The 22,290-nt window shown below is 61.8% G+C and carries 23 protein-coding genes, 1 other RNA gene and 1 riboswitch; of the genes, 14 read left to right on the top strand and 10 right to left on the bottom strand.

The genetic code is table 11. The features are described from left to right. Both AC2FML_RS12855 and AC2FML_RS12850 read right to left on the bottom strand, forming a co-directional pair. On the bottom strand, positions 1–1,911 hold the full coding sequence (locus AC2FML_RS12855; protein ID WP_170444421.1) for an extracellular solute-binding protein: 1,911 nt from the start codon (positions 1,909–1,911) through the stop codon (positions 1–3). Positions 1,912–2,083: 172 nt separating this feature from the next. Further along, complete coding sequence (locus AC2FML_RS12850) at positions 2,084–2,587, bottom strand: c-type cytochrome (RefSeq protein WP_170341467.1); 504 nt, start codon at positions 2,585–2,587, stop codon at positions 2,084–2,086. A gap of 119 nt (positions 2,588–2,706) precedes the next feature. Between AC2FML_RS12850 and AC2FML_RS12845 the strand changes: the two genes are divergently transcribed. Next, positions 2,707–3,540, top strand: a complete 834-nt coding sequence (locus AC2FML_RS12845; protein ID WP_170342378.1) for a prephenate dehydratase — start codon at positions 2,707–2,709, stop codon at positions 3,538–3,540. Positions 3,541–3,596: 56 nt separating this feature from the next. On the opposite strand, the gene AC2FML_RS12840 is transcribed toward AC2FML_RS12845, so the two are convergent. Next, the gene (locus AC2FML_RS12840; RefSeq protein WP_496734213.1) at positions 3,597–4,064 is read right to left on the bottom strand and encodes an SRPBCC family protein; all 468 of its coding nucleotides are present in this window, start codon (positions 4,062–4,064) and stop codon (positions 3,597–3,599) included. A gap of 38 nt (positions 4,065–4,102) precedes the next feature. After that, positions 4,103–5,086, bottom strand: a complete 984-nt coding sequence (nudC, locus tag AC2FML_RS12835) for an NAD(+) diphosphatase (RefSeq protein WP_170600087.1) — start codon at positions 5,084–5,086, stop codon at positions 4,103–4,105. 212 nt (positions 5,087–5,298) lie between these two features. Between nudC and AC2FML_RS12830 the strand changes: the two genes are divergently transcribed. Together AC2FML_RS12830 and ffs are read left to right on the top strand one after the other, a co-directional pair. Beyond that, complete coding sequence (locus tag AC2FML_RS12830; RefSeq protein ID WP_496783434.1) at positions 5,299–7,128, top strand: 5'-nucleotidase C-terminal domain-containing protein; 1,830 nt, start codon at positions 5,299–5,301, stop codon at positions 7,126–7,128. Between the two features lie 39 nt (positions 7,129–7,167). Continuing rightward, an RNA gene (gene ffs, locus AC2FML_RS12825) (signal recognition particle sRNA small type) lies at positions 7,168–7,266 on the top strand. An 81-nt stretch (positions 7,267–7,347) separates the two neighbouring features. Here the strand turns inward: ffs and AC2FML_RS12820 are convergent. After that, positions 7,348–8,205 (bottom strand): alpha/beta hydrolase family protein, encoded by an 858-nt coding sequence (locus AC2FML_RS12820; protein ID WP_170341395.1) that lies wholly within the window; start codon positions 8,203–8,205, stop codon positions 7,348–7,350. A gap of 123 nt (positions 8,206–8,328) precedes the next feature. Between AC2FML_RS12820 and AC2FML_RS12815 the strand changes: the two genes are divergently transcribed. Then, positions 8,329–8,862: a TetR/AcrR family transcriptional regulator gene (locus AC2FML_RS12815; RefSeq protein WP_496783431.1), complete on the top strand. Its 534-nt coding sequence runs from the start codon at positions 8,329–8,331 to the stop codon at positions 8,860–8,862. 28 nt (positions 8,863–8,890) lie between these two features. Continuing rightward, positions 8,891–9,108, top strand: a riboswitch (cobalamin riboswitch). Between the two features lie 86 nt (positions 9,109–9,194). Then, positions 9,195–9,602, top strand: coding sequence for a hypothetical protein (locus tag AC2FML_RS12810; protein ID WP_170341391.1), 408 nt, complete (start codon positions 9,195–9,197; stop codon positions 9,600–9,602). A gap of 3 nt (positions 9,603–9,605) precedes the next feature. On the opposite strand, the gene AC2FML_RS12805 is transcribed toward AC2FML_RS12810, so the two are convergent. Continuing rightward, entirely contained in the window at positions 9,606–10,109 is a 504-nt protein-coding gene (locus AC2FML_RS12805) for a protein-tyrosine phosphatase family protein (protein WP_093964312.1), read from the bottom strand. Between the two features lie 155 nt (positions 10,110–10,264). Here AC2FML_RS12805 and AC2FML_RS12800 point away from each other — a divergent pair, with 155 nt between their 5' ends. The 3 genes from AC2FML_RS12800 to recR all read left to right on the top strand — a co-directional run bounded on the left by AC2FML_RS12800 (position 10,265) and on the right by recR (position 13,090). Continuing rightward, positions 10,265–12,019, top strand: coding sequence for a DNA polymerase III subunit gamma/tau (locus AC2FML_RS12800; RefSeq protein ID WP_170457403.1), 1,755 nt, complete (start codon positions 10,265–10,267; stop codon positions 12,017–12,019). A gap of 86 nt (positions 12,020–12,105) precedes the next feature. Beyond that, entirely contained in the window at positions 12,106–12,450 is a 345-nt protein-coding gene (locus tag AC2FML_RS12795) for a YbaB/EbfC family nucleoid-associated protein (RefSeq protein WP_005980576.1), read from the top strand. A 46-nt stretch (positions 12,451–12,496) separates the two neighbouring features. Continuing rightward, complete coding sequence (gene recR / locus AC2FML_RS12790; protein ID WP_170341385.1) at positions 12,497–13,090, top strand: recombination mediator RecR; 594 nt, start codon at positions 12,497–12,499, stop codon at positions 13,088–13,090. A gap of 71 nt (positions 13,091–13,161) precedes the next feature. Here recR and AC2FML_RS12785 read toward each other — a convergent pair whose 3' ends face one another. Next, a complete protein-coding gene (locus tag AC2FML_RS12785) occupies positions 13,162–13,659 on the bottom strand; it encodes a lactoylglutathione lyase family protein (protein WP_093964418.1) in 498 nt (165 codons plus the stop codon). Positions 13,660–13,855: 196 nt separating this feature from the next. Between AC2FML_RS12785 and AC2FML_RS12780 the strand changes: the two genes are divergently transcribed. After that, on the top strand, positions 13,856–14,344 hold the full coding sequence (locus tag AC2FML_RS12780) for a hypothetical protein (RefSeq protein WP_170341383.1): 489 nt from the start codon (positions 13,856–13,858) through the stop codon (positions 14,342–14,344). On the opposite strand, the gene AC2FML_RS12775 is transcribed toward AC2FML_RS12780, so the two are convergent. Then, complete coding sequence (locus tag AC2FML_RS12775) at positions 14,341–14,982, bottom strand: ribonuclease T2 family protein (protein ID WP_170342355.1); 642 nt, start codon at positions 14,980–14,982, stop codon at positions 14,341–14,343. The genes AC2FML_RS12780 and AC2FML_RS12775 overlap by 4 nt on opposite strands. 130 nt (positions 14,983–15,112) lie before the next feature. On the opposite strand from AC2FML_RS12775, the gene AC2FML_RS12770 reads away from it, so the two are divergent. Together AC2FML_RS12770 and AC2FML_RS12765 are read left to right on the top strand one after the other, a co-directional pair. Beyond that, positions 15,113–15,874 carry a DUF1013 domain-containing protein gene (locus AC2FML_RS12770; RefSeq protein ID WP_170342353.1) on the top strand — a complete coding sequence of 254 codons (762 nt, stop codon included), beginning with the start codon at positions 15,113–15,115 and terminating at the stop codon, positions 15,872–15,874. 50 nt (positions 15,875–15,924) lie between these two features. Further along, positions 15,925–16,314: a hypothetical protein gene (locus AC2FML_RS12765; protein WP_170341377.1), complete on the top strand. Its 390-nt coding sequence runs from the start codon at positions 15,925–15,927 to the stop codon at positions 16,312–16,314. Positions 16,315–16,355: 41 nt separating this feature from the next. On the opposite strand, the gene AC2FML_RS12760 is transcribed toward AC2FML_RS12765, so the two are convergent. Together AC2FML_RS12760 and AC2FML_RS12755 are read right to left on the bottom strand one after the other, a co-directional pair. Next, positions 16,356–17,384 carry a permease gene (locus AC2FML_RS12760; RefSeq protein WP_496783429.1) on the bottom strand — a complete coding sequence of 343 codons (1,029 nt, stop codon included), beginning with the start codon at positions 17,382–17,384 and terminating at the stop codon, positions 16,356–16,358. After that, positions 17,377–17,685, bottom strand: coding sequence for an ArsR/SmtB family transcription factor (locus AC2FML_RS12755; RefSeq protein ID WP_093964304.1), 309 nt, complete (start codon positions 17,683–17,685; stop codon positions 17,377–17,379). The genes AC2FML_RS12760 and AC2FML_RS12755 overlap by 8 nt, the downstream gene beginning before the upstream one ends. A gap of 134 nt (positions 17,686–17,819) precedes the next feature. On the opposite strand from AC2FML_RS12755, the gene pdxR reads away from it, so the two are divergent. The 3 genes from pdxR to pta all read left to right on the top strand — a co-directional run bounded on the left by pdxR (position 17,820) and on the right by pta (position 22,210). After that, a complete protein-coding gene (gene pdxR / locus AC2FML_RS12750) occupies positions 17,820–19,280 on the top strand; it encodes a MocR-like pyridoxine biosynthesis transcription factor PdxR (protein WP_170439354.1) in 1,461 nt (486 codons plus the stop codon). Positions 19,281–19,405: 125 nt separating this feature from the next. Further along, the gene (gene xsc / locus AC2FML_RS12745; protein ID WP_093964302.1) at positions 19,406–21,181 is read left to right on the top strand and encodes a sulfoacetaldehyde acetyltransferase; all 1,776 of its coding nucleotides are present in this window, start codon (positions 19,406–19,408) and stop codon (positions 21,179–21,181) included. A 21-nt stretch (positions 21,182–21,202) separates the two neighbouring features. Further along, positions 21,203–22,210 carry a phosphate acetyltransferase gene (gene pta / locus AC2FML_RS12740; protein ID WP_496783427.1) on the top strand — a complete coding sequence of 336 codons (1,008 nt, stop codon included), beginning with the start codon at positions 21,203–21,205 and terminating at the stop codon, positions 22,208–22,210. Positions 22,211–22,290 lie beyond the last annotated feature (80 nt).

Genomic DNA, 22,290 nt, shown 5'->3' with positions numbered 1-22,290 from the left:
TTAACGCAGCGCGCCTTCTGCTTTCAGGGCCACTTCCTTCTCGGGATTGATCCACCACAGATCAAGGTATCCCAGCGCATAGGGCGGCAACTGATCGGGGTATTCGTACATGTTGTAGTAGGCTGTCCAGTATTCCGCGATATACCCATCCGGTATGATGAAGAACTCATAGCGCAAGGCGCGATCCAAGGCCATAAGCGCTGCATCCTGATCGGTTTGATTGTTGGTCGCAAAAGACGCCTCGATGATGGCGTCCACCAACGGGCTGGCAAGGCCTGCCGGGTTGAACAGGCTGAACTCGGCCTCTTTCGAGCCATACATCTGACTGAGGCCGCCGCCAGTCGACAGGAACGCGCCATAGCGTGTCGAATAAACCATGTCATAGTCACGCTCGCGGCTGCGCAGGGTGTACTGCGCCGGATCGACCTTTTCGGCTGAAGCATCCACGCCCAGCGCCTGAAGGTTCTGGACAAAGGTCTCGATCATCGTGGCCGTCGATGTCGGCAGGTTGGACGGATAGGGGATGTTCACCCGCAGGGTCTGACCCTGAGCATTGCGGCGCAAGTTGCCGTCGCCCACGGGCCATCCGGCTTCGTCCAACAGTTTCGAGGCTTTGCGCAGGTTGCGCCGATCGTTCAGGCGCGCCGGGTTGGATTCGTGAACGGTCGTCACCGGTTCGGTCAACATCTCGGGTGGAACCACGTCGCCCAAAGCTTGCAGAAATGACAGCTCTGCCCCCTGCGGTGTATCCATCGCTTCAAGCGGTGTGCCTTCGATGAACGAATCGCGGGGTGAGTTCAGGCCGAACAGCAGAGATTCATTGGCCCATTCAAAGTTGAATGCCAGCGCCAGTGCCTTTCGAACATTCTTGTCCGCGAATTGCGGACGCGCGAGGTTGAACACAAAGCCCGACGGGGTCGGTGGGCTGCCATTCGCAATCGCGTCCTTGACGACGTAGCCCTCTTTCAACTTGGGGAAGTCATAGCCGGTCGCCCACAGTTTGGGGTCGCTTTCGATCCGCAGCGTGTATTCGCCTGCCTTGAAGCCTTCAAAGGCGGCTGTCTGGTCCGCGAAATACTCGACTCGGATGGTATCGTAGTTGTGCCGGCCCTTGTTGAACGGCAAGTCCTTGCCCCAGTAGTCGTCCCGGCGTTTGTAGACGATGCGCCGGTTGATATCGTAGCTGTCCAATTTGTAAGGCCCAGATCCAACGGCGACTTCCAGGCGCGGCTCGTCGAGACGGCGGGACGGGTCTGCCTCGAACCACGCTTTCGAGAATACGGGCGTCGCGCCGACGGTTTCGATCCGGCTGCGGGCCGTCAATTCGGGATTGAACGTGAACTTGACCGTGTGCGTATCCAGCGCCTCGGCGCCGGTCACCATCCGCCCGACGGCCTGCGCATATGACGGCAGGCCCTGTTCGATGAACAGGCGGTGGCTGTAGACCACATCCTCGGCGGTGACGGGCGTGCCATCCCAGAAGGTCGCTTCGGGGCGCAGGTGGAAAATGACCCAGTTGCGGTCGGCGTCATACTCCAGGCTCTCAGCCAATACGCCGTAGTACTGGCCGACACTGTCATCGGTGCTGTCCATCAGCCGATCGTATTGCAGTGTCGTCAACGCTCCGGGGCGACCTTTGCGTGAATATGGATTCAGGGAATCAAACGTGCCCGATGCGGCCAATGACAGCTCGCCGCCCTTGGGTGCATCCGGGTTGGCATAGTTCAAGTGCGTGTAGTCGGCGGGGTAGTCGAGATTGCCGAAGTACGAGTAGCCATGGCTGCGAATGATCTGGTCCTCGTCGGCCCGGACTGGCCCCGCCTGCCCCAGAACCAACGCCGCCGAAATGCCCAATGCCGCGACCCAATGACGAAAACCTTGTTCGCGCGCGCCAGGCAGATGGGAAATCATACGGGTCATCCTTCGATGTTGTCTTCTGTCCATGTCCTTGTGCGCAAGCTAAAAGCCCAGCACTGACACTTGCAAGTTTAGAATGCGTGAGCGCTTTGTGAAGTTTTGCTCAGACGAAAAAAGCCGCTGCACATGGCAGCGGCTTTCGCTTTTCCGTGTTTGGATGGGCAGATCAGCCGCCAATCGTCTGCAGGTATGCGATCAGGTCAGCGCGTTCCTGAGCCTTTTTGAGACCGGCAAAGCTCATCGAAGTGCCTTGGATATAGCCTTTGGGGTTTGCAATGAACGCATCCAGCTCTTCCGGGGTCCAGTTGCCGCCATGCGACTGCATCGCCGCCGAGTAGCCGAAGCCCGCAGCCGCCGCCACAGGGCGGTCCACGACGCCATACAGGTAGGGACCGGTGCCATTGGCGCCTTCTTCCAGCTTGTGGCAAGCCGAACACTTGCGGAAAACCTTCGCGCCCTTTTCCGGGTCAGCTGCGGCCAGCAGATCGGCAAAGACCACTTCTTCGCCGTCAGCGCTTTCGCCCGAGCTTTCGGTTTCAATAACATAGGCGGCTTCGCCGTGCCCGCCGACATGGTAGAGAACATCGCCCCCCCATTTTGCCAGGAGGAGTACAAGGAAGGCACCGAACAGGCCGGCTGCGGCCTTGGTAACTGTCATCGTGTCGAACATTGATCGCGAGTCCATTTCAGCTGTCTTCGGGGTGTCTAAGGCTTCCCCTTGCAAGAGGCAAGGTATAGACACCGCGACGAAACGCCCAATTCTGGAACTTGTTGCACGGAATCGACCAAATGACCAAACGCATCGCCTTTCAGGGGGAACCCGGCGCCTACAGTCACGAAGCCTGTCGCAATGCGCGTCCGGATATGGAGGCGCTACCCTGCCGAACATTCGAGGACGTGATCGAATCGGTGCGCTCGGGCGAGGCCGATCTGGCCATGCTGCCGGTCGAGAACAGCACCTATGGACGAGTGGCCGATATCCACCGCCTTCTTCCGCACAGCGGGCTGCACATCGTGGACGAGGCCTTCGTGCGGGTTCACATCAACTTGCTGGGCGTGCCGGGCGCAAAACTCGAAGATATCACCGAAGCCCATTCGCATCTGGTGCTGTTGCCGCAATGCGCAAACTTCCTGAAGGCCCACGGCATCCGCGGGCGGGTCAGCCCTGACAACGCCCGCGCGGCGCGCGAGGTCTCGGAAGCGGGTGAGAAACATTCGGCGGCCCTGGCCAGCGAACTGGCTGGCGAAATCTATGGCCTTGAACTGCTGGCGCGCCACATCGAAGACAGCGACGACAACACGACCCGCTTTCTGGTGATGTCCCGCGAGGACGACCGCCGCCGCCGTGGCGAGCACGGGATGATCACCAGCTTCGTGTTCCAGGTCCGGAACATTCCGGCGGCGCTGTACAAGGCCATGGGCGGTTTTGCCACCAACGGCATCAACATGACCAAGCTGGAAAGCTACATGGTTGATGGCTCGTTCACGGCGACTCAGTTCTACGCCGACATCGTCGGCCACCCGGAAGACCGCAACGTGCAGCTCGCGATGGATGAACTGCAGCATTTCACCACGAATGTGGAAGTGCTGGGCGTGTACCCCGCTGCTCGACCACGCGGTTAGTCTGCTCCCACGCGCAGGCAGCTTGGGACTGCTCACCGCCAGTCAAACGCCGGCTCTCAAGCCCCGTGCAGATAGCGTTCTTCCATTTCGCGCGCAAAATCGCTCAGTCGCATCTGGAACTGGCGCCGGAATCTGGCCTTGCCCAGCTTCAACGACTGCAGAAGCAGACGCGCAGGCAAGGTCTTGGCCGCCAGTGACATCTCGATGCTCAGCCGCGTCTGCTTTTGCGACAGCGACAGAAGATCAATCGTGGTCAGGCCGTTCATCCCCTTGCTGGTCGATTGAAACCGCATGGCTGTGGGGCGATCGAACTCGGCCACCTCGATCGCGACGTGGCGTGGCTTGCCACGGATCATGATATCGGCTTCCCAGCACGACCCGACCCAGTGGCCCGGCATTTCGACAGTGCGTCGAACCTCGGCACCGCGGCGCATCGCCATGCGCTCGAACCGTTCGAAGTCCGCGACCATGTCGAACACCGCATCGATCGGCGCCTGGATATCTTCGCGTGCTGAAACCTGCATGTCGGCCTTTTCTGCTCAGTCAGGGTGTCAGTGTTTCGTCAGTCCAGCGTATCTGCAAGCCAGTTACGCAAAAGAAAATGCGCGATTGCCCCCTTTCGCGCCGGCAGAAGCTTGGGGTGCTCGCCTGCAAAAGCCTGCATCATCTCGGACTTGGTGACCCACATCGCGTCCTCGATCTCGACCGGGTCGATCGTGATCTCGCGGGACAGCGCCTGCGCTGCACACCCGAACATCAGCGACGACGGAAATGGCCAGGGTTGACTTGCCAGATAGCTGACGTGTCCGACCGGAACGCCGGCCTCCTCCATGACCTCACGCCGCACGGCGGCTTCAAGGGTCTCGCCCGGCTCGACGAAACCGGCCAACAGGGAATACATGCCGTCGGGCCACCCCGGAGATCTGCCCATCAGGACGGAATCGCCCTGCGTGACCAACATGATCACCACCGGATCGGTCCGTGGAAAGTGCTGGCCGCCACAGGCCGGGCACAGTCGTTGCCACCCCGCCTGCGAAATGTTGGTCGGGTTGCCGCAGCGCGCGCAAAACCTGTGCGTCTCGTGCCAGCCGATCACGGCTTTGGCGGTGGCTGCCAATTCGGCGTCCCGGGCCGACAGCCGGGTCATGATCCGACGAAGCTCGGCGAACACGTGGCCGACGGGCAGCCCCGGATGCTGCTGTTCGGTTCGGTCCACGAATGCTCCAACGCCCGACAGGTCCAACCCGTCGGCAGACCAATTCGAAATGTCCATTGCAAACAGCGGCGCACCCGCATCACTGCGCCCCAGCAAGATCGGTTGGTCAATCGCCCCGCCGGGTCCGTTCGCAACCAGATCGTGGCCCATCGGAACCAAGGCCAACTGGTCCAGCGCTTCGCCCATGACCAGCGGTTTGCCCCGCCACATCAGGATGCACCGCGCCGTGGGATCGGACCGTGCTTCCTCCAAAGCTCTGGCATCGGTACGGATCTGCGCCGCCCGGTCCAGTCCAGAGCCGCCAAATGTCACGCTTTCCGCCCGTTTCATGCCTGTCCCTTTGGAATTTGCACAAGGGCTGCCACGACTTGGGCACTGGCGCAATGGGAATCCACACTCGCAAAAAGCATCGTTGTCGCAAAGGACGCATGGAAGCCCGGACGATTGCCTGTATTCTACCTTTCAGTGAAAACGTATGCACAACAGCACTTAAAAGAAGAAAATTGGCTCTGAAATCCTCCCTGCTTCAGGCACATCCCCACTTGAAAACCGCGCACATCCGGATTCTTGCAACGACCGATCTGCACATGAATCTGAGCAGTTTCGACTACTATGCGGACCGGCCGGAACGAAGTGTGGGCTTCACCCGAACCGCCAGTTTGATCCGCTCTGCACGTCAAGAGGCGGAAGACGCAAATGCAACTGTCCTGCTGTTCGACAACGGCGATTCCCTTCAGGGGACACTTCTGGGTGATTGGGCGGCCGAACAGACCGACACGACCCACCCTTTGATGTCCGCCTTTGGGCGCTTGGGCTACGACGCAATTGCGCTGGGGAACCACGACTTCGGCTTTGGTCTGCCGGCTCTGGGCCGAATCGTTTCTCGGGCACCTTGCCCGGTTTTGTGCAGCAACATGCAGTGTCTGACCGGGGTCGCGCCCTGGCAGAAACAGGCCATCCTGACCCGTCATGTCCATGTCAACGGCCAAAGCATTGCTGTCCGAATTGGCGTTTTCTCGATCCTGCCGCCGCAGACGGTGAAGTGGGAAGCACTACAATTGCAAAGCCAGGTCGTAGCCGAGGATGCCGTCTCCACGGCGCGCCGGATGGCCGAGAATTTGCGTCGTCAGGGCTGCGACCTGATTGTGGCTCTTGCACATTCCGGCCTAGGCGAGCCCGACGCCGCGCCGATGTCGGAAAATGTGGTCGCACAGCTTTCTGCTCTGGACGGTATTGATGCAATCGTGGCCGGACACACGCACCTGACACTGCCCGACCCAAGCGATGGTAACCCGCAGCTGGCCAGACCCTTGGTCATGCCCGGATCAGCGGGGTCGCATTTGGGGGTGATCGACCTGACGCTTGCCGTGAACGCCACGGGAGAAGTGAGAATTGCTGGTCACAGCGCGCATCTGCGCGCGATCTGCCCGGGCGGGGCTGAAACCGGCGCTCGGGTCGTTCCTGAAGACCCTGAGATGGTCGAACTTTTTGCCGCCGCCCATAAGGCGACCCGCAAAGCCGCTGCCCAGCCGGTGGGCCGGATCAATCGTACCCTGCACAGCTATTTCACCTTTTGCGGGGTGGATCAGGGGCTGAACTTGGTCGCCGCAGCACAGGCGGCAGCCCTGCGACCGGTTCTGGCCGGAACGACCTTTGAAACCCTCCCTGTTCTGTCCGCAGCCGCACCTTCGAAATTCGGAGGCCGGGCCGGACCACGGCATTACACCGAAGTCCCGGCTGGCGATGTCACCGTAAGGCATGTCTCGGACTTGCATGTGTTTCCAAACCAACTGGCCGCCATGCTGCTGGATGGCCGCCAGATCGCCGAGTGGCTGGAGATGTCGGCTGCCCAGTTTTCTCAACTTGGCAACAGCGACGAGCAGGTTCTGATCGACCCCGAGGGCACCGGGCACAATTTCGACGTGCTGCATGGGGTGACCTACAGGTTCGATCTGACCCAGCCCGCGCGATATGATTTAGGCGGCCAGTTGATCGACACGTCCCATTCCCGCCTGCGCGATCTTGCCTTTCAGGGCCGCCCCGTCGATCCGGATGAACAATTCGTCGTTGCATCAAACAGCTACCGAGCCAATGGCGGCGGCAACTTTCCCGTCCCAGACCCGGCCCGGCTGATCCCGGTGCCGCCGCTGAGCCTCCAGGGAATCTTGCGCGACTACCTGGCGGGACGATTGGGTCCGGATCCGGTGGAAAACACCGCCCAAAGCTTTTCCTTTGTTCCGCAGGCGGGCCGGTCCGTGATTCTGAAGACCGGGCCACGCGCTGCAAACTACCTGCACGAGCTCGACCACTTTGCAGCCACCACCGACGGGCAAGACGCGCGCGGGTTTCTTAGTGTACGCCTGTCTTTGTGACGGGTTGCCAAGCGGGTGCGTGATGCCTATATCGTCGGTCGAGAGGTTGGCGCGGGCAAGCGCCTCGCCAACCTGGTCAGGTCCGGAAGGAAGCAGCCACAACGAGCCCCGCTTGGGTCGATGTCCAACCTCTCACTTGACGCCGCGCCACGTATTCGGCCCGGTCAATCCAACCTCTGTATTTCGTCGTTGTTCCTGAAAACCGCGCTTGCGGGCGGGTCAGGCGATCAATCGCGGCCAAACGGCACTGCTGCGCCGGGCGAAGGCGCCGATATGACCGATTTCGGACAGTCCGAAATCCCTCGGCTCCAACAAATGCCGACGGGCGGTCGGACCATAGAGTTCAGCCAGCCGCCAGACGGCGGGCGGTGGCACAGTCTGGTCATCCTCGAACGCAATGATATCCGCCGTGGCGTTCGCCCGACTCCAATCCGCTTGGGGAAGCGTGTCTCCCAATTCGGGCAGATAGCTGGTGGGCGATGTACACCACTTGCGCCATTGCCAATAGACGCCCGCCGGCAAATCGGCTCCGAATCCCAGAAGTTTCCCCGGCAGGTACCCCAGAAGACGCACCAGAGGTGGCACGTGGCCATACCAGAACAGAGTCGCCAAGCCCTTGTAGGGCCACGGGTGATCGGCCACCGTCACCAAACCTGCGCACACACAGATCATCCGGTCGATCTGTTCGATTTCCGGTTGCAGCGGACCCAGCATTCCACCGACCGAATGCCCGATCACCCACAGTTTTGCCTGCGGGTATCGACGGCGCATCTCGGCACGCGCTGCGGGCATGTCGATCAGCGCCCAGTCCGCCATCGTGGCCTTCGAGTCTTTCAGCCGCCCGGTCAGCGAATGCTCGAAATCCCGGTAATCATATGTCAGGCAAGCCATACCGCGCTCGGCGGCCAGCCAGCGAGCAAAGTGCTGATAGTAGTCACGTGGCACTCCTGTTGCGCCGTTCAGCACAACAACGGTTTGCGGCTCGACCGCCGGAGTGTAAAGCCGCGCCGCCAGCTGGGTCTGGCCCGACGGAAACTTAAAGTCTTCCACGTCAACCGCGTGCTGCGAATCCAACATCTTTGCCTCCAAACACTCTGGACCGATCGGTCTAATACTTTGTGTCTGGACCAATTGGTCTAGGCCTGTCAATATTTGGCCTGCATGACCCAACGTCCACCAAACACCAAAGATCGCCTGATCGTGACTGCCGCCCGACTGTTCCAGCGCTCGGGCTATAACGGTGTCGGTCTGGCGGAATTGCTGGCCGAAGCGCAAGCCCCCAAGGGTTCGCTTTATCACCATTTTCCAAAGGGCAAGCCGGATCTGGCCCTGGCGGCGGCCAGTTGGGCCTCGGACGGGATGTTGAGCATGATCGCTGCGGCATTCGACGACGCCGCGGATTTTCGCGACGGGGTCACCACCCTGTGCCACAAGATCGCGAAGCTGTTCGACACCTCGGCCCAATGGGAGACCTGCCCGATCGCCGCCACCCTGTTCGAAAGCCCCGACAACCGCGCGTTTCGGGAACATGCAGACCGTCTGTATGAAAGCTGGATCATCGAAGTTCGAAACCACGCCGCGCGGTTCGGAGTTTCCGACCCTGAAAATGCTGCGGACACCCTGTTCATCGTGATGCAAGGCGGCTGGCAATTGGCCCGTGCCCGCAGGGATTCGAATGTGCTGCGCAGACTGCCTGATCTGCTCCCTTGGGACTCACTCCGGCAACCGGGCTGAAACCGTCTTGACTCGATCCCGGATACACCGCTAGCGATGAGGGGATGGTTCCCGTGCCGTTTCGGTCCGGGATGAAAAGGGAACACGGTGCGGTCCAACCCGGAACTCCGGAGCGGACCAAGGCCGCGACTGCCCCCGCAACTGTAGGCGGAGAGCGATGCCTAAATACCACTGACCGCAAGGTTGGGAAGGTCGGCAAAGCAAAGACCCGCAAGTCAGGAGACCTGCCATCAAACGTGAAACCGAAACTCGGACGGGGTGTCCGGGCAGGGTCTGGCCTTGAAACCGGCGTCTGTCCAAATCCACCTCGCCCAGCGCGCGGAGGGCGCAACATGATTTGGAAGACCGATACCCATGAATTCGCGGCAACCATCTGCCAGCGCACCGGAAAGACCTGCCCGGCATTGGCGCGCATGGCACGGGCCATCGCGCAGGCAATGGCGACGGCGCAGGCGGCTACATCCCCCGACTTCCAAGTGGAAGGCAGTAGCGAACTGGCCCATTGCGAACATGGCTGCACGGCGCGGTTCGATGCACGTCCCGAACGGATCCGCGTGTATTGCGGAGCGGCCGCCGACACCCCGTCCGACTGCCTTGATACCTACGCCGACATGCTGTTTGACGACCAGAGCGACGCCCTGCCTGCGCAGGTCATCAGTGATCGACCCTGTGCGATGCTGCAGGCCACGGCGATCATGCCCGTGGTCAGGGCCGAGCGCGAGTTCCGCGCAACCGCCTGAATGTCAGGTCGCCAGTGCCTCGCGCGCTGGGGCGACGGCCCAGTCCATCTGAGCATCAGTCTCAACCGCGCAGGGGCGTACGGCCCGCAGGCGTTTCAGGGCCTGTTCCGGCTGCTCGCCGCTCTCGATCATCAAGCGCAGAACAACCATGCCAGACCGCCCACAACCGCCCCGGCAGTGGACCAGTACCCGCCCGCCGCCCGACAGCGCATGGCGGGCGGCGGCGCTGACTTCGGGCCATCGGCCGGATATCTCGGTCGACGGCGCCGAGAAGTCGGCGACCGGAAGATGCGCCCACCGACAGGCGCGCCGATGAATGTCACAGCCCAATTCGCCCGCACCCACAGAAACCAGTTCGGCAAGGGTTGTCATCGAAATCACCAGCCCCGGCGCCCAGGCTGAAATCAGGTCCAGATCTCCCTCATAGTCGCCGCCACCGCCGGGAACCGAGGTAAGGGCCAGCGTACCGCCGCCCACCTGCAATGCATGAACCACAAGATTTGTCATCAGACGTTCCCCCCGAAACTGGCTGATTGAAATTGATCCGCGCAGTATGCCTCACACCGCGCGCTCGCCAAAGCGAAAAACCTGCACCGGTGCTGTGGACGCGGGGCACCTGGAACTCTACCCTGCATCGTCAGTACGAATCCGTCAGAGCAGACATGACCACACAGTCCAGCCCCGCCTATCAGGTTCTCGCCCGAAAATACCGCCCGGAAACCTTTGCCGACCTGGTCGGTCAGGATGCCATGGTGCGCACGCTGAAAAACGCGTTCGAGGCGGACCGGATCGCGCAGGCCTTCATCATGACCGGCATCCGCGGCACCGGCAAGACGACCACGGCCCGGATCATCGCCAAGGGCATGAACTGCATCGGACCCGACGGCAATGGCGGCCCAACGACCGAACCCTGCGGCCAGTGCGAGCATTGCGTGGCCATCATGGAAGGTCGCCATGTGGACGTGCTGGAAATGGACGCCGCCAGCCGCACCGGCGTGAACGACATCCGAGAGATCATCGACAGCGTGCGCTATCGCGCCGCCAGCGCGCGGTACAAGATCTACATCATCGACGAAGTCCACATGCTGTCGACCAGCGCCTTCAACGCGCTGTTGAAAACGCTGGAGGAACCGCCCGAGCATGTGAAATTCATCTTCGCCACGACCGAGATCCGCAAGGTTCCGGTCACCGTGCTGTCGCGCTGCCAACGGTTCGACCTGCGCCGGATCGAGCCCGAAGTGATGATCGGCCTGCTGCGCAAGATCGCCACCGCCGAGGGCGCGGAAATCTCGGATGACGCGCTGGCACTGATCACCCGCGCCGCCGAAGGCTCAGCCCGGGATGCGACCTCGCTGCTGGATCAGGCAATCAGCCATGGTGCCGGCGAAACCACCGCCGACCAGGTGCGCGCGATGCTGGGACTGGCCGACCGGGGCCGCGTGCTGGACCTGATGGACATGATCCTGCGCGGCGATGCGGCCGGGGCCCTGACCGAACTGGGCGCGCAATATGCCGAGGGCGCCGACCCGCTGGCGGTGTTGCGCGATCTGGCCGAAATCACGCATTGGGTCTCGGTGGTGAAGATCACCCCCGACGCAGCCGAAGATCCCACCGTCTCGCCCGATGAACGCACCCGCGGCCAGCAGATGGCCGAGGCGCTGCCGATGCGGGCGCTGACCCGGATGTGGCAGATGCTGCTGAAGGCACTAGAGGAAGTCTCGGCCGCCCCCAACGCCATGATGGCCGCGGAAATGGCGGTGATCCGCCTGACCCATGTGGCCGATCTGCCCAGCCCGGAAGAGTTGATCAAACGCCTTCAGGACAGCCCTCCGCCGCCCGTCGGCGGGCCGGGGGGCGGCGTTCCGGTTGCCGGCAACACCGCCCCGCCCGTGACCGCGACGGCCTCGGCCCATGCGCCCACCCCGCGCGGTGTGGGCGGCGCGCCCACGGCGGCGTTGGCCCAAGACGTGCAGACCGCGCTGGCGCGTTATCCAACGTTTGAGCATGTGGTCGAGCTGATCCGCTCCAACCGTGACGTGAAGCTGCTGGTCGAGGTCGAGAACGGCGTCCGCCTCGTCTCGTACCAGCCGGGCCGGATCGAGTTCACGCCCACCGAAAAGGCGCCCACCGACCTGGCCGCGCGGCTCGGGTCCGCGCTGCAGCGCTGGACCGGCAATCGCTGGGCGGTCTCGATCGTCTCGGACGGGGACGCGCCCACCATCGCCGAACTGCGCGACGCGGCCGAGCTGGCGCTGAAGGCCAAGGCCGAAGAACACCCTTTGGTTCAGGCGGTTCTGACACAGTTCCCCATGGCCCGCATCACCCGGATTGAAACACCCGAGGACCGTGCGGCCAAGGTCGAAACCGAAGCCCTGCCCGAGGTCGAAGACGAATGGGACCCGTTCGAGGAAGACTGATCATCCGCGCAGAAGGCGCGCTGCCCTTGTGAAGGACGCAGACGGCCCGTATTTAGGCCGCAAATCGAATGACAGGAGACATACAGATGCTCAAAGGACTCGGCGGTCTGGGCGACATGGCCAAGATGATGAAATCCGCGCAGGAACTGCAGACTAAGATGGCGCAGATGCAGGAAGAGCTGAACACCATCATGGTCGTCGGCGAATCCGGCGCGGGCCTGGTCAAGGCCACGGCCTCGGCCAAGGGCGAACTGAAAGGTCTGGACATCGACCCCTCGATTTTCAACAGCGACGACAAGGAAGTGGTCGAGGACCTGATCCTGGCCGCAATCAAGGACGCGCAGACCAAAGCCGCCGAGCGGTCGCAGGAAGAAATGGCCAAGCTGACCGAAAGCATGGGCCTGCCGGCGGACATCAAGCTGCCGTTCTGATCTTCGCCCCTCAAACCCCCGCCGCCAAAGCCACGCAGGACAGGCCATGAGTTCGAACAGTGACATCGACGCCCTGATCGATCTGATGGCCAAGCTGCCGGGGCTGGGACCGCGCTCGGCCCGGCGGGCGGTGCTGCACCTGATCCGCAAACGCGCCCTGCTGCTGACGCCGTTGTCGGACGCCATGCAGCAGGTCGCCGCCACCGCACGCGAATGCCTGAACTGCGGCAACGTGGGCACCACCGACATCTGCGACATCTGCAATTCCGAAGACCGCGCCACCGGTGAGCTGTGCGTGGTCGAAGACGTGGCCGACCTGTGGGCGATGGAACGCGCGGGCGTGTTCAAAGGCCGCTACCATGTGCTGGGCGGAACGCTCTCGGCGCTGGACGGCGTCGGCCCGGAAGACCTGCGCATCCCCCGCCTGCGCGACCGCGTCACCGCCGAAAACATCACGGAAGTAATCCTGGCCCTGAACGCGACCGTCGACGGGCAGACCACGGCCCATTACATCGCAGATCAGTTGGAAGGACAGGTCCGCCTGACCTCGCTGGCGCAGGGCGTGCCGATCGGGGGCGAGTTGGACTATCTGGATGACGGGACCATCACCGCAGCGCTGCGGGCGCGGAAAGAACTGTAGCCGCCGCGTGCTGCCTGCAAGCAGCACGCTCTCGCCCCTCCCCGATTGCAAGGTACCACTTTACCCATCGGTCAGGTGTAGGCACCCGACGAGTAGGTCAATTCATAGGAATGGCTGTAGATCTCGAAGACTATCCCGAACGGATCCTCGACATAGACCATGCGGTAGGGTTTCTCGCCGGGGTAGTAGTATCGGATAGGCATGCGTTGTTTCCCGCCGGCCGCCACGATTTTTTCCACCAAGCCTTCGACATCAGGATCCTGGACGCAGAAATGGAACGTCCCGTTCCTGCGAAAGTCGATGTTGTTTTCCGGCGCGTAGTTTCCATCAAACTCAAAAAGCTCGATCCCGATACGATCGGCGGTCGCCAGATGCGCGATACGCAGTTTTTTCCAATTCGGGCCAAACACGTCCGTGCACATCACGCCGATGTCCGTGTCATCCTCGACCACGTCGGTTGGCGGCATGATCACGTAAAATCCCAAAACCTCGGAATAGAATTTCACGGCTTCGTCCACGTTCGGGACGGACAACCCGATGTGAGAGAATGTTCTTGGATGTTGAGGCATGGCTTGCTCCTTGGTTTGTTGGGCAAGACGTATTTTGCGACGTCCTTGTTTCAAGCGCCCGCCCCACAAGGCAAAGCCGTGTTGTTCCATGCACATAGATCATCATGCACTGCTGCCGAGGCCTAGAATGATCTTTCCGTCGACCCCGCACCGTGTACTATGCCCTAGCCTGACCCATTTGATATTGGAACCCGCCATGAAACGCCTTCTCGCCCTGACCTTCGCCGCCTTCACCGCCACTTCCGCGTGGTCACAGCAACTGGTCGACAAGGGGTTCGTCGAAGGCTGGAACATCATGATGGACCCCAATCTGGGCAACGGCTGTCTGATCCAGACGGTGTATCAGGACCTGTCCGTGGTGCGCCTGGGCTACGATGCGCTGGACAATCGGGGCTATTTCACCGTTTTCCACAAGGGGTGGGGCAACATCGAGCCCGGCAAATCCTATCCGATCCGGTTCGAGCTGGACGGCAAGAGCTTTGACGCCACAGCCATCGGGTTCAAGCAGGATCGGGTGCCCGGTGCGACCGTGTTCTTCACCGACCGGAACTTTGTTGCGGCCATCGCCCAGAACAAGACGATGACGATCTACAACCCCGCAGGCGAGCGGGTTTTGGCGATCGATCTGAAGGGCACCGCCAAGGCATTGGACTATGCGCGGGACTGCCAGAACAAGAAGCTCTAGCGAATCGGATCGAACAACGCATCCGAAGCGGTGCAGTCCCGGATCACGTCCCGCCCACAGGGCACCGGGTCCAGATCACGTGACAGACAGACGCGCACTTCTTCGATGTAACCGTGCTTGCAAGTGACGGTGATCATGTCTGGCTCGAGCCCCGGATTGGCGTCGAGGAAGGCATCCTCGACCACGCGCGCCGGCAGTTTCACGGCTTTGTCCAACTTGCGAAACACCGGCGGTCGGGTGATGCGGTCATAGGCTTGCCGGGACAACGCGTAGTAGTCCGCTGCGGACAGGCCCGAACAGGTGCCGTGTTTCTTCCACTGGTGCCAGGCCAGACCCGAACTGCCTTGAATATCTTCCATCTGTCGGGTCATCGCACGGGACGGCGGCGCCTTGGCTGTCGGGCAATAGGAGGGCCAGCCTTGGTGATATTGCGGCCACAACCCGTGCAGGATCCAGCCGTGATCGTGGCGCGCATCGCATTGGTCGGATCCGCGCGCGTCGCCTTCGCGGGCGCACCAGTTGGGCGACCAGCTCAGCGACAGGACGTAATAGTCGAACTCGCCTGACTTCTCGCCATCGGCCAGCGCGGCCATCGCGCCGAAAATCCACACCAGCAGCCCCAATAACGCCCAGCGCATTCGCCTCTTCCCTTCTTGCATCTGCACGACTATATACGGGCCAAGTTCCCCGACAACGGAAACCTGCCCCAAGACCACGGGGCCGCCGAATTCCGGCGACGGGACAGATGTATTCAAAGGAGACGGGCTGATGGCAAAACCCCTGATGGCCAAGGCAACCGCCGTTTGGCTGGTGGACAATACCACGATCAGCTTCAAGCAGATCGCGGATTTCGTGGGCATGCACGAGTTGGAAGTGCAAGGCATCGCTGATGGCGATGTGGCGGCAGGCGTCAAAGGGTTCGACCCGATCGCCAACAACCAGCTGACTCAGGAAGAGATCGACAAGGCCGAGAAAGATCCGCTGCACAAGCTGAAGCTCAAGTTCAACCCGGCCGCCGCCGGCGAGGAAAAGCGCCGCGGTCCGCGCTACACGCCGCTGTCCAAGCGCCAGGACCGCCCGAACTCGATCCTGTGGCTGGTCAAGTTCCACCCGGAGCTGAGCGATGGCCAGATCGCCAAACTGGTTGGCACCACCAAGCCCACGATCCAGTCGATCCGCGAGCGCACCCACTGGAACATCGCCAACATGCAGCCGATCGACCCGGTCGCGCTGGGCCTGTGCAAACAGTCCGAACTGGATGCCGCCGTCCAGAAAGCCGCCGCCAAGAAGGCCGCCGAAGGTGGCGTCATGAGCGATGACGAGCGCCGCAAGCTGGTCTCGACCGAACAGTCGCTGGAAATGGATGCCGCTCCCAAGATCCCCACGGCGATCGAGGGGCTGGAAACCTTCTCGCTGTCCGATGACGGCGACGAGGAAAAAGAAGACGAAGCAGTGGTGGATGCCGACAGCTTCTTCAACCTGCCCAAGGGCGGTGCCGAAGAAGACGACGAGGACGATCTGCGCAACTGACACTGTGCTGGCCCCGGTCCGATGGACCGGGGCCTTTTTGGAACTGGACCATGCTGAACATTCTATCGTCTATCTTCGGGCCGCACCGGGCGGTTTCGATTTACGCTTTCGCAAAAACCAAGGGACTGGCCATTCTGGGCGGCGTGGCCGTTATCGCCGTAGCTGCCGGTCTGCTGCTGTTCAGCGGCGATGGGAAACACGAACACGAAGCATATATGACCGTTCCTGTACTGTCGGCTACGCCAATCAATGGTGATCTCAAGAACGGGGTCATCGCGTCGGTTCGATTGCCGGACGGATCGGCAACTTCAATCACCGCGACCGAGGCGCCGATCGCGCGCAGTGTCGGAACCACGGCCTGTGTGGAAAAACGGGTTTTCGTGGACAGCGGCGAACCGCGCTATCGGTTCAAATTGCCAAGCAACTGCGGCGCAAGCTGATATACAGAACCGCCCGAAGAATACTCCGGGCGGTTTTCTTCTTACAAAAGCTGGAACAGAATCCCTGCAGCAATGGCTCCGCTAATCCCAAGCCCGATATAGGCTGCGAACACACGGGGTTTGACCAGAGACCAGACAGCCGCCATGGCCGGAATGGAACTGACGGCCCCGGCGATCATGAAGGACATCGCCGCGCCCGCGCTCATCCCCTGCTCCATCAGGCCGGCCAGAAGAGGCGGCGCGACATACGAATTCAGGTAGGCCGGCATCCCGACAAAGGCGGCGATCACGATCGGCAAGGCACCGTCGCCACCAACCAGCCGCGCGATCAGATCAGCCGGAACATAGCTGACAAGCAGCGCCTCGAGCACATAGGCCAGAGCGAGCCACTTCAGCAGGAACAGGCCGTTCTGCACGAATTCCCGACGGAACCGGACGCGGCGTTCGTGCTCTTGCCAAAAGCGCCAAAGCAGCTTGTCTTTCTTCGGACCGCAGCCACAGCATCCGGCCGGTTCATAGTGGCGCAAAGGTTGGGCAAAGGCACCCTGACGCATGAGAAAACGCACCGCGAACCCGCCGAACAATCCCAGTGCAACGGCTGCAACGGCTTTGCCGATCGCAAACGGCCAGCCCAAAGCGCCCGCCGTGATCAAAAGCGTGGGCGGGTCAATCAACGGCGAGCTCAGCCAGAAGGCCATGACCGCCGACAAGGGCGCACCCAATGCAAGCAGGCCTGCGATGAACGGGATCACCTCGCAAGAGCAGAACGGAGCCAACCCGCCGAACAACGCGGCCAGCAGGATCATCCGGGTTTCGCGGCCCTCGAAGGCCCGGGCAACCATAGTCTCGGCCCCGCTGGCCTTGAGGTAGGACAGCAACAGCACTGCAAACAGGATGTACTGACCGGTGTGCATCAGGGCCTTGGCTGCAAAAGTCGTGACGTTCACCCAATTGCCCGGGTCCAGAATGGCCACAAGCACAAGGATCGCCACGATCAGGGCCCAGGGTGTCTTCAGCAGACCGGACAGGGTTTGACCAACGGCCTTCGGGGATTGGGTCAATTCAGCCATCGTTTGCGACCTTTCTGGATTCATCCGCGCAGCATTCGCTGAGGATGAACTGCGCCAGTGATCTCAATTCATCGAAACATGCTCGGTTGATTGTGGTCCGCCCGGATTTCTCCTGCTCGACCACGCCGCCTGCCGCCAGGAATCGCAGGTGATGAGCCAGGGTGGACGGTGCCATCCCAGTCCGACTTTGGATCTCTCCGACCGTCAGACCAGCCTGTCCGGCCCGCACAAGGGTCTTGAGCACCTGCAATCGCGCCTCGGACCCCATCGCGGAAAACCCTGCAGCAGCTTTTTCCCACATTTGGTTATCTCCATTAAACTAGATTTCTAGTTTTTTAGTGATGAGCAAAGCCCGAGTCAACCGTATGGATAAATTTCCGTTGATCCCGAATAAGTCCAGATTGCCCTGTATTTAAGTCCAACATATAACGAGGCATGGGAATTTCGGTCGATACCTTCTTTCTGAAACCGGGCGGTCAGGGCACTCTGCAGGCGCAGATCCAGCAGATGATTGCCGAGGGCATCCTGTCAGGCCGCTTTCATGTCGGTGAGAAACTGCCGTCGTCGCGCAAACTGGCCGCGCATCTGGGTGTCAGCCGCATCACGGTGACGCTGGCCTATACCGAGTTGCTGGCAAATGACTATCTGACGGCCAAAGGCCGGTCCGGGTACTACGTGTCACAGAACGCGCCGGTGCCACCGAAATACACACCGGTTCAGCGCAGCGAAGAAACCGTCAACTGGGACGCCGCACTGGCCCGCCGCTTTTCCGAGGGTGATTTTCTGGCCAAGCCACCGGATTGGCGAGAATATAGCTATCCGTTCATCTACGGCCAGGCCGACCGCACCCTGTTTGATCATGCGAACTGGCGCCTCTGCGCCGTTCGGGCCCTTGGCCACAAGGATTTCGACTCGCTGACCGGCGACTACGTGGATCAGGACGATCCGTTGCTGATCGAGTTCATTGCCCGCCACACCTTGCCCCGCCGCGGTATCGCCGCTCGGCCCGAGGAAATCCTGATCACGCTGGGCGCTCAGAACGCCCTTTGGCTGACCTCGCGCATTCTTCTGGGCCATGGGCGCAAGGCGGCGATCGAGGACCCCAGCTACTACGCTCTGCACGAGCTTATGCGCTGCTCGGATGCCTCGATGACACCATTGCGGGTGGACAAGGATGGGTTACCGCCCGAGTCCATCCCGGACGGCACCGACGTGATCTACACCACGCCCAGCCACCAATGCCCGACAACCGCAACAATGCCCGTCGCCCGGCGTCACGACCTGTTGAAACGCGCCCGCGAACTGGACGCAATGATCGTCGAAGATGACTATGAATTCGAGATGGCCTTCTTGGGTGCCCCGTCCCCGGCGCTCAAGTCCTTGGACAAGGACGGGCGTGTGGTCTACGTGGGCAGCTTTTCCAAGTCTTTGTTCCCGGGATTACGGTTGGGGTACATGGTCGGATCCGAACCGTTCATCCGCGAGGCCCGCGCGCTGCGGTCGCTCGTTTTCCGACACCCACCCGGCCATATCCAGCGAACGGCGGCCTATTTCCTGTCGCTCGGGCACTATGACGCCCAGATACGGCGTATGTCCAAGGCTCTGATGCAGCGGCGCAAGACGATCGAGGACGCGATCGAGGCGAACGGGTTGACCGTGGCCGGACGCGGCGTCTTTGGTGGATCGTCGATGTGGATGAAGGCACCGGACCACGTCGACACCGCCGAACTGGCGAAAACGCTGCAGAATCAGAGTGTTCATATCGAGCCCGGTGCTGCGTTCTTCTCGGGGCCGGATCGGCCCAGGAACTATTACCGCCTGGGGTATTCCTCGATCTCGGCTGACCGGATACCTGCGGGAATCGAGCGGGTTGCGGCCGCAATCCGGGCCTGCTGAGGCCACACTGGACCTACTCCGGCGCCGTGTCTGGCCCTAACCCAGATGCCCCCGTTGCGCCAAAACCAATGGCAAGCCAAGGCGTATCGCCTGACCGTTTCCACCATTGCTTGGAGAGCGTCCAAATGAAAATGACGACAGAAGAGGCCTTTGTTAAGGTTCTGCAGATGCACGGCATCGAACACGCGTTCGGGATCATCGGCTCGGCCATGATGCCGATCTCGGACCTGTTCCCCAAGGCCGGGATCATGTTCTGGGACTGCGCTCATGAAGGCAGCGCCGGCATGATGGCCGACGGTTACACCCGCGCCACCGGCAAGATGTCCATGATGATCGCACAGAACGGTCCCGGCATCACCAACTTCGTCACTGCCGTCAAAACCGCCTACTGGAACCACACACCGCTGCTGCTGGTCACCCCGCAGGCCGCGAACAAGACCATCGGCCAGGGCGGCTTTCAGGAAGTCGAACAGATGAAGCTGTTCGAAGACATGGTCGCGTATCAGGAAGAGGTCCGCGATCCATCCCGCGTTACCGAGGTTCTGAACCGCGTGATCATGAAGGCCAAGCGCGCCAGCGCCCCGGCCCAGATCAACATCCCGCGTGACATGTGGACCCAGGTCATTGACGTCGAACTGCCCGCGGTCGTCGATTTCGAGCGTCCCGCAGGCGGTGAAACCGCTGTCGCAAAGGCCGCCGAACTGCTGTCGAACGCCAAGAACCCCGTGATCCTGAACGGAGCGGGCGTGGTGCTGGCCAAAGGCGGCATCGAGGCCTCGAAGGCCCTGGCCGAGCGTCTGGATGCGCCGGTTTGCGTCGGCTACCAGCACAACGACGCCTTCCCCGGCAGCCATCCGCTGTTTGCCGGTCCGCTGGGCTACAACGGGTCCAAGGCAGCGATGGAGTTGATCAAGGAAGCCGACGTGGTCCTGTGCCTCGGCACGCGCCTGAACCCGTTCTCGACCCTGCCGGGCTATGGCATGGAATACTGGCCGGCCGACGCCAAGATCATCCAGGTCGACATCAACCCCGACCGGATCGGCCTGACCAAGAAGGTCTCGGTCGGTATCGTCGGCGACGCGGCCAAGGTGGCAAATGGCATCCTGGCGCAGCTGAGCGACACGGCCGGAGACGAAGGCCGCGCCGAGCGCAAGGCCAAGATTGCCGAGAAGAAGTCGCGTTGGGCCCAGCAGCTCAGCAGCATGGACCACGAGGACGACGATCCCGGTACCAGCTGGAACGAGCGCGCGCGCGCGGCCAAACCCGACTGGATGAGCCCCCGCATGGCATGGCGCGCCATTCAGGCCGCGCTGCCGAAAGAAGCCATCATCAGCTCGGACATCGGCAACAACTGCGCCATCGGCAACGCCTACCCGTCCTTTGAGGAAGGTCGCAAGTATCTGGCCCCCGGCCTGTTCGGACCGTGCGGATATGGCCTGCCCGCCATCGTCGGCGCCAAGATCGGCTGCCCGGACGTGCCCGTAGTTGGCTTTGCCGGTGACGGCGCCTTCGGCATCGCGGTGAACGAGCTGACCGCCATCGGCCGCGAGGAATGGCCTGCCGTGACGCAGATCGTGTTCCGCAACTACCAGTGGGGCGCGGAAAAGCGCAACTCGACCCTGTGGTTCGACGACAACTTCGTGGGCACCGAACTGGACACCAAAGTGTCCTATGCCGGCATCGCCCAAGCCTGCGGCCTGAAGGGCGTCGTCGCCCGCACCATGGACGAGCTGACCGCCGCCCTGAATCAGGCCATCGAAGACCAGAAGAATGGCATCACCACCCTGATCGAAGCCCTGATCAACCAGGAACTGGGTGAACCGTTCCGCCGCGACGCGATGAAAAAGCCTGTGGCCGTGGCCGGCATTTCCGCCGACGATATGGTGCCGCAGCAGGTCTGAGCGGGAACGGAGCTGGAGCGGATGACCCTGACACCCATCGAGTTGTTGCGTCAGCAAGCTCCGGCAATCCGGCCAGTCGTTGCTCTGAGCGAAGGCAGTGATCCCCGCATCGTTGCGGGGGCGCTTGCCGCCCGGTCCGCAGGGCTGTCCGACATCATCCTTGTCGGTCCGCGGGCAGAAATCGAAGCCGAGTTGCTGGCGCAGGGCGCCGCACCGGGCGATGGCCTTTCCATCCATGACCCGACCGAGTCGCCGCTGACCGAGGAGTTCGCGGCCATCTACCACGATCTGCGCCGGCACAAGGGCGTGGATGCGGTGTCGGCCCGATCCGCCGCCGAAACGCCCTTGGTCTACGCGGCCATGCTGGTCCGGACAGGGCGCGCCACGGGAACGGTCGGTGGCGCTGTCCACACGACCGGTGATGTAGTTCGAACGGCGATTCAGGTGATCGGCCTGGCCCCGGATGCCGGATTGGTGTCCTCGTTTTTCCTGATGTACCCGCCGGACCAGGGCGGACCTGATGCGCGCACGATGCTGTTTTCCGATTGCGGGCTCGTGATTGATCCGACCGCATCGGAGCTGGCCCATATCGCAGCCGCCTCGGCCCAGTCGGCCCGGGCCATCCTGCGGGAACAGCCGTCGCTGGCGATGCTGAGCTTTTCGACCAAAGGCAGCGCAAGACATCCCGGTGTCGACAAGGTCACCGAGGCAACACGTCTTTTACGCGAACAGCATCCCGAGCTGCATGTCGACGGCGAGCTGCAATTCGACGCGGCTTTTCACCCCCCCGTCGGCCAGAAAAAGGCTCCGGGATCGACAGTGGCCGGAAAGGCCAACGTCATGATCTTTCCCAATCTGGACGCGGGGAACATCAGCTACAAGATCACCCAGAGGATCGGTGGATACATGGCGATCGGCCCGGTGCTGCAGGGTCTGGCCCGACCGGCGAATGATCTGTCCCGCGGCTGCAGCGCCGAGGATGTCGAACAGATGATCGCCGTGACCGTGCTGCAGGCATTGGGAACATGACCATCAAATCTGGCGCCATCGTCAGAACAGTATTCTAAATCCGGGCTGAAAGTGACAAGTTCGTCCCGACGCAAACGACT

Source organism: Ruegeria sp. BHSC029, from assembly GCF_059613085.1.
Note: the sequence above shows the minus strand (reverse complement) of the source record. Positions and strands in the feature narration are given on the sequence as shown.

Coding starts and splice junctions, on each gene's coding strand:
- AC2FML_RS12795 (WP_005980576.1), top strand. CDS start 12,106: ATGCTCAAAGGACTCGGCGGTCTGGGCGACATGGCCAAGATGATGAAA.
- AC2FML_RS12855 (WP_170444421.1), bottom strand. CDS start 1,911: ATGATTTCCCATCTGCCTGGCGCGCGCGAACAAGGTTTTCGTCATTGG.
- pta (WP_496783427.1), top strand. CDS start 21,203: ATGACCCTGACACCCATCGAGTTGTTGCGTCAGCAAGCTCCGGCAATC.
- AC2FML_RS12755 (WP_093964304.1), bottom strand. CDS start 17,685: ATGTGGGAAAAAGCTGCTGCAGGGTTTTCCGCGATGGGGTCCGAGGCG.
- pdxR (WP_170439354.1), top strand. CDS start 17,820: ATGGGAATTTCGGTCGATACCTTCTTTCTGAAACCGGGCGGTCAGGGC.
- AC2FML_RS12760 (WP_496783429.1), bottom strand. CDS start 17,384: ATGGCTGAATTGACCCAATCCCCGAAGGCCGTTGGTCAAACCCTGTCC.
- recR (WP_170341385.1), top strand. CDS start 12,497: ATGAGTTCGAACAGTGACATCGACGCCCTGATCGATCTGATGGCCAAG.
- AC2FML_RS12765 (WP_170341377.1), top strand. CDS start 15,925: ATGCTGAACATTCTATCGTCTATCTTCGGGCCGCACCGGGCGGTTTCG.
- AC2FML_RS12810 (WP_170341391.1), top strand. CDS start 9,195: ATGATTTGGAAGACCGATACCCATGAATTCGCGGCAACCATCTGCCAG.
- AC2FML_RS12800 (WP_170457403.1), top strand. CDS start 10,265: ATGACCACACAGTCCAGCCCCGCCTATCAGGTTCTCGCCCGAAAATAC.
- xsc (WP_093964302.1), top strand. CDS start 19,406: ATGAAAATGACGACAGAAGAGGCCTTTGTTAAGGTTCTGCAGATGCAC.
- AC2FML_RS12805 (WP_093964312.1), bottom strand. CDS start 10,109: ATGACAAATCTTGTGGTTCATGCATTGCAGGTGGGCGGCGGTACGCTG.
- AC2FML_RS12845 (WP_170342378.1), top strand. CDS start 2,707: ATGACCAAACGCATCGCCTTTCAGGGGGAACCCGGCGCCTACAGTCAC.
- nudC (WP_170600087.1), bottom strand. CDS start 5,086: ATGAAACGGGCGGAAAGCGTGACATTTGGCGGCTCTGGACTGGACCGG.
- AC2FML_RS12840 (WP_496734213.1), bottom strand. CDS start 4,064: ATGCAGGTTTCAGCACGCGAAGATATCCAGGCGCCGATCGATGCGGTG.
- AC2FML_RS12775 (WP_170342355.1), bottom strand. CDS start 14,982: ATGCGCTGGGCGTTATTGGGGCTGCTGGTGTGGATTTTCGGCGCGATG.
- AC2FML_RS12770 (WP_170342353.1), top strand. CDS start 15,113: ATGGCAAAACCCCTGATGGCCAAGGCAACCGCCGTTTGGCTGGTGGAC.
- AC2FML_RS12850 (WP_170341467.1), bottom strand. CDS start 2,587: ATGTTCGACACGATGACAGTTACCAAGGCCGCAGCCGGCCTGTTCGGT.
- AC2FML_RS12780 (WP_170341383.1), top strand. CDS start 13,856: ATGAAACGCCTTCTCGCCCTGACCTTCGCCGCCTTCACCGCCACTTCC.
- AC2FML_RS12820 (WP_170341395.1), bottom strand. CDS start 8,205: ATGTTGGATTCGCAGCACGCGGTTGACGTGGAAGACTTTAAGTTTCCG.
- AC2FML_RS12785 (WP_093964418.1), bottom strand. CDS start 13,659: ATGCCTCAACATCCAAGAACATTCTCTCACATCGGGTTGTCCGTCCCG.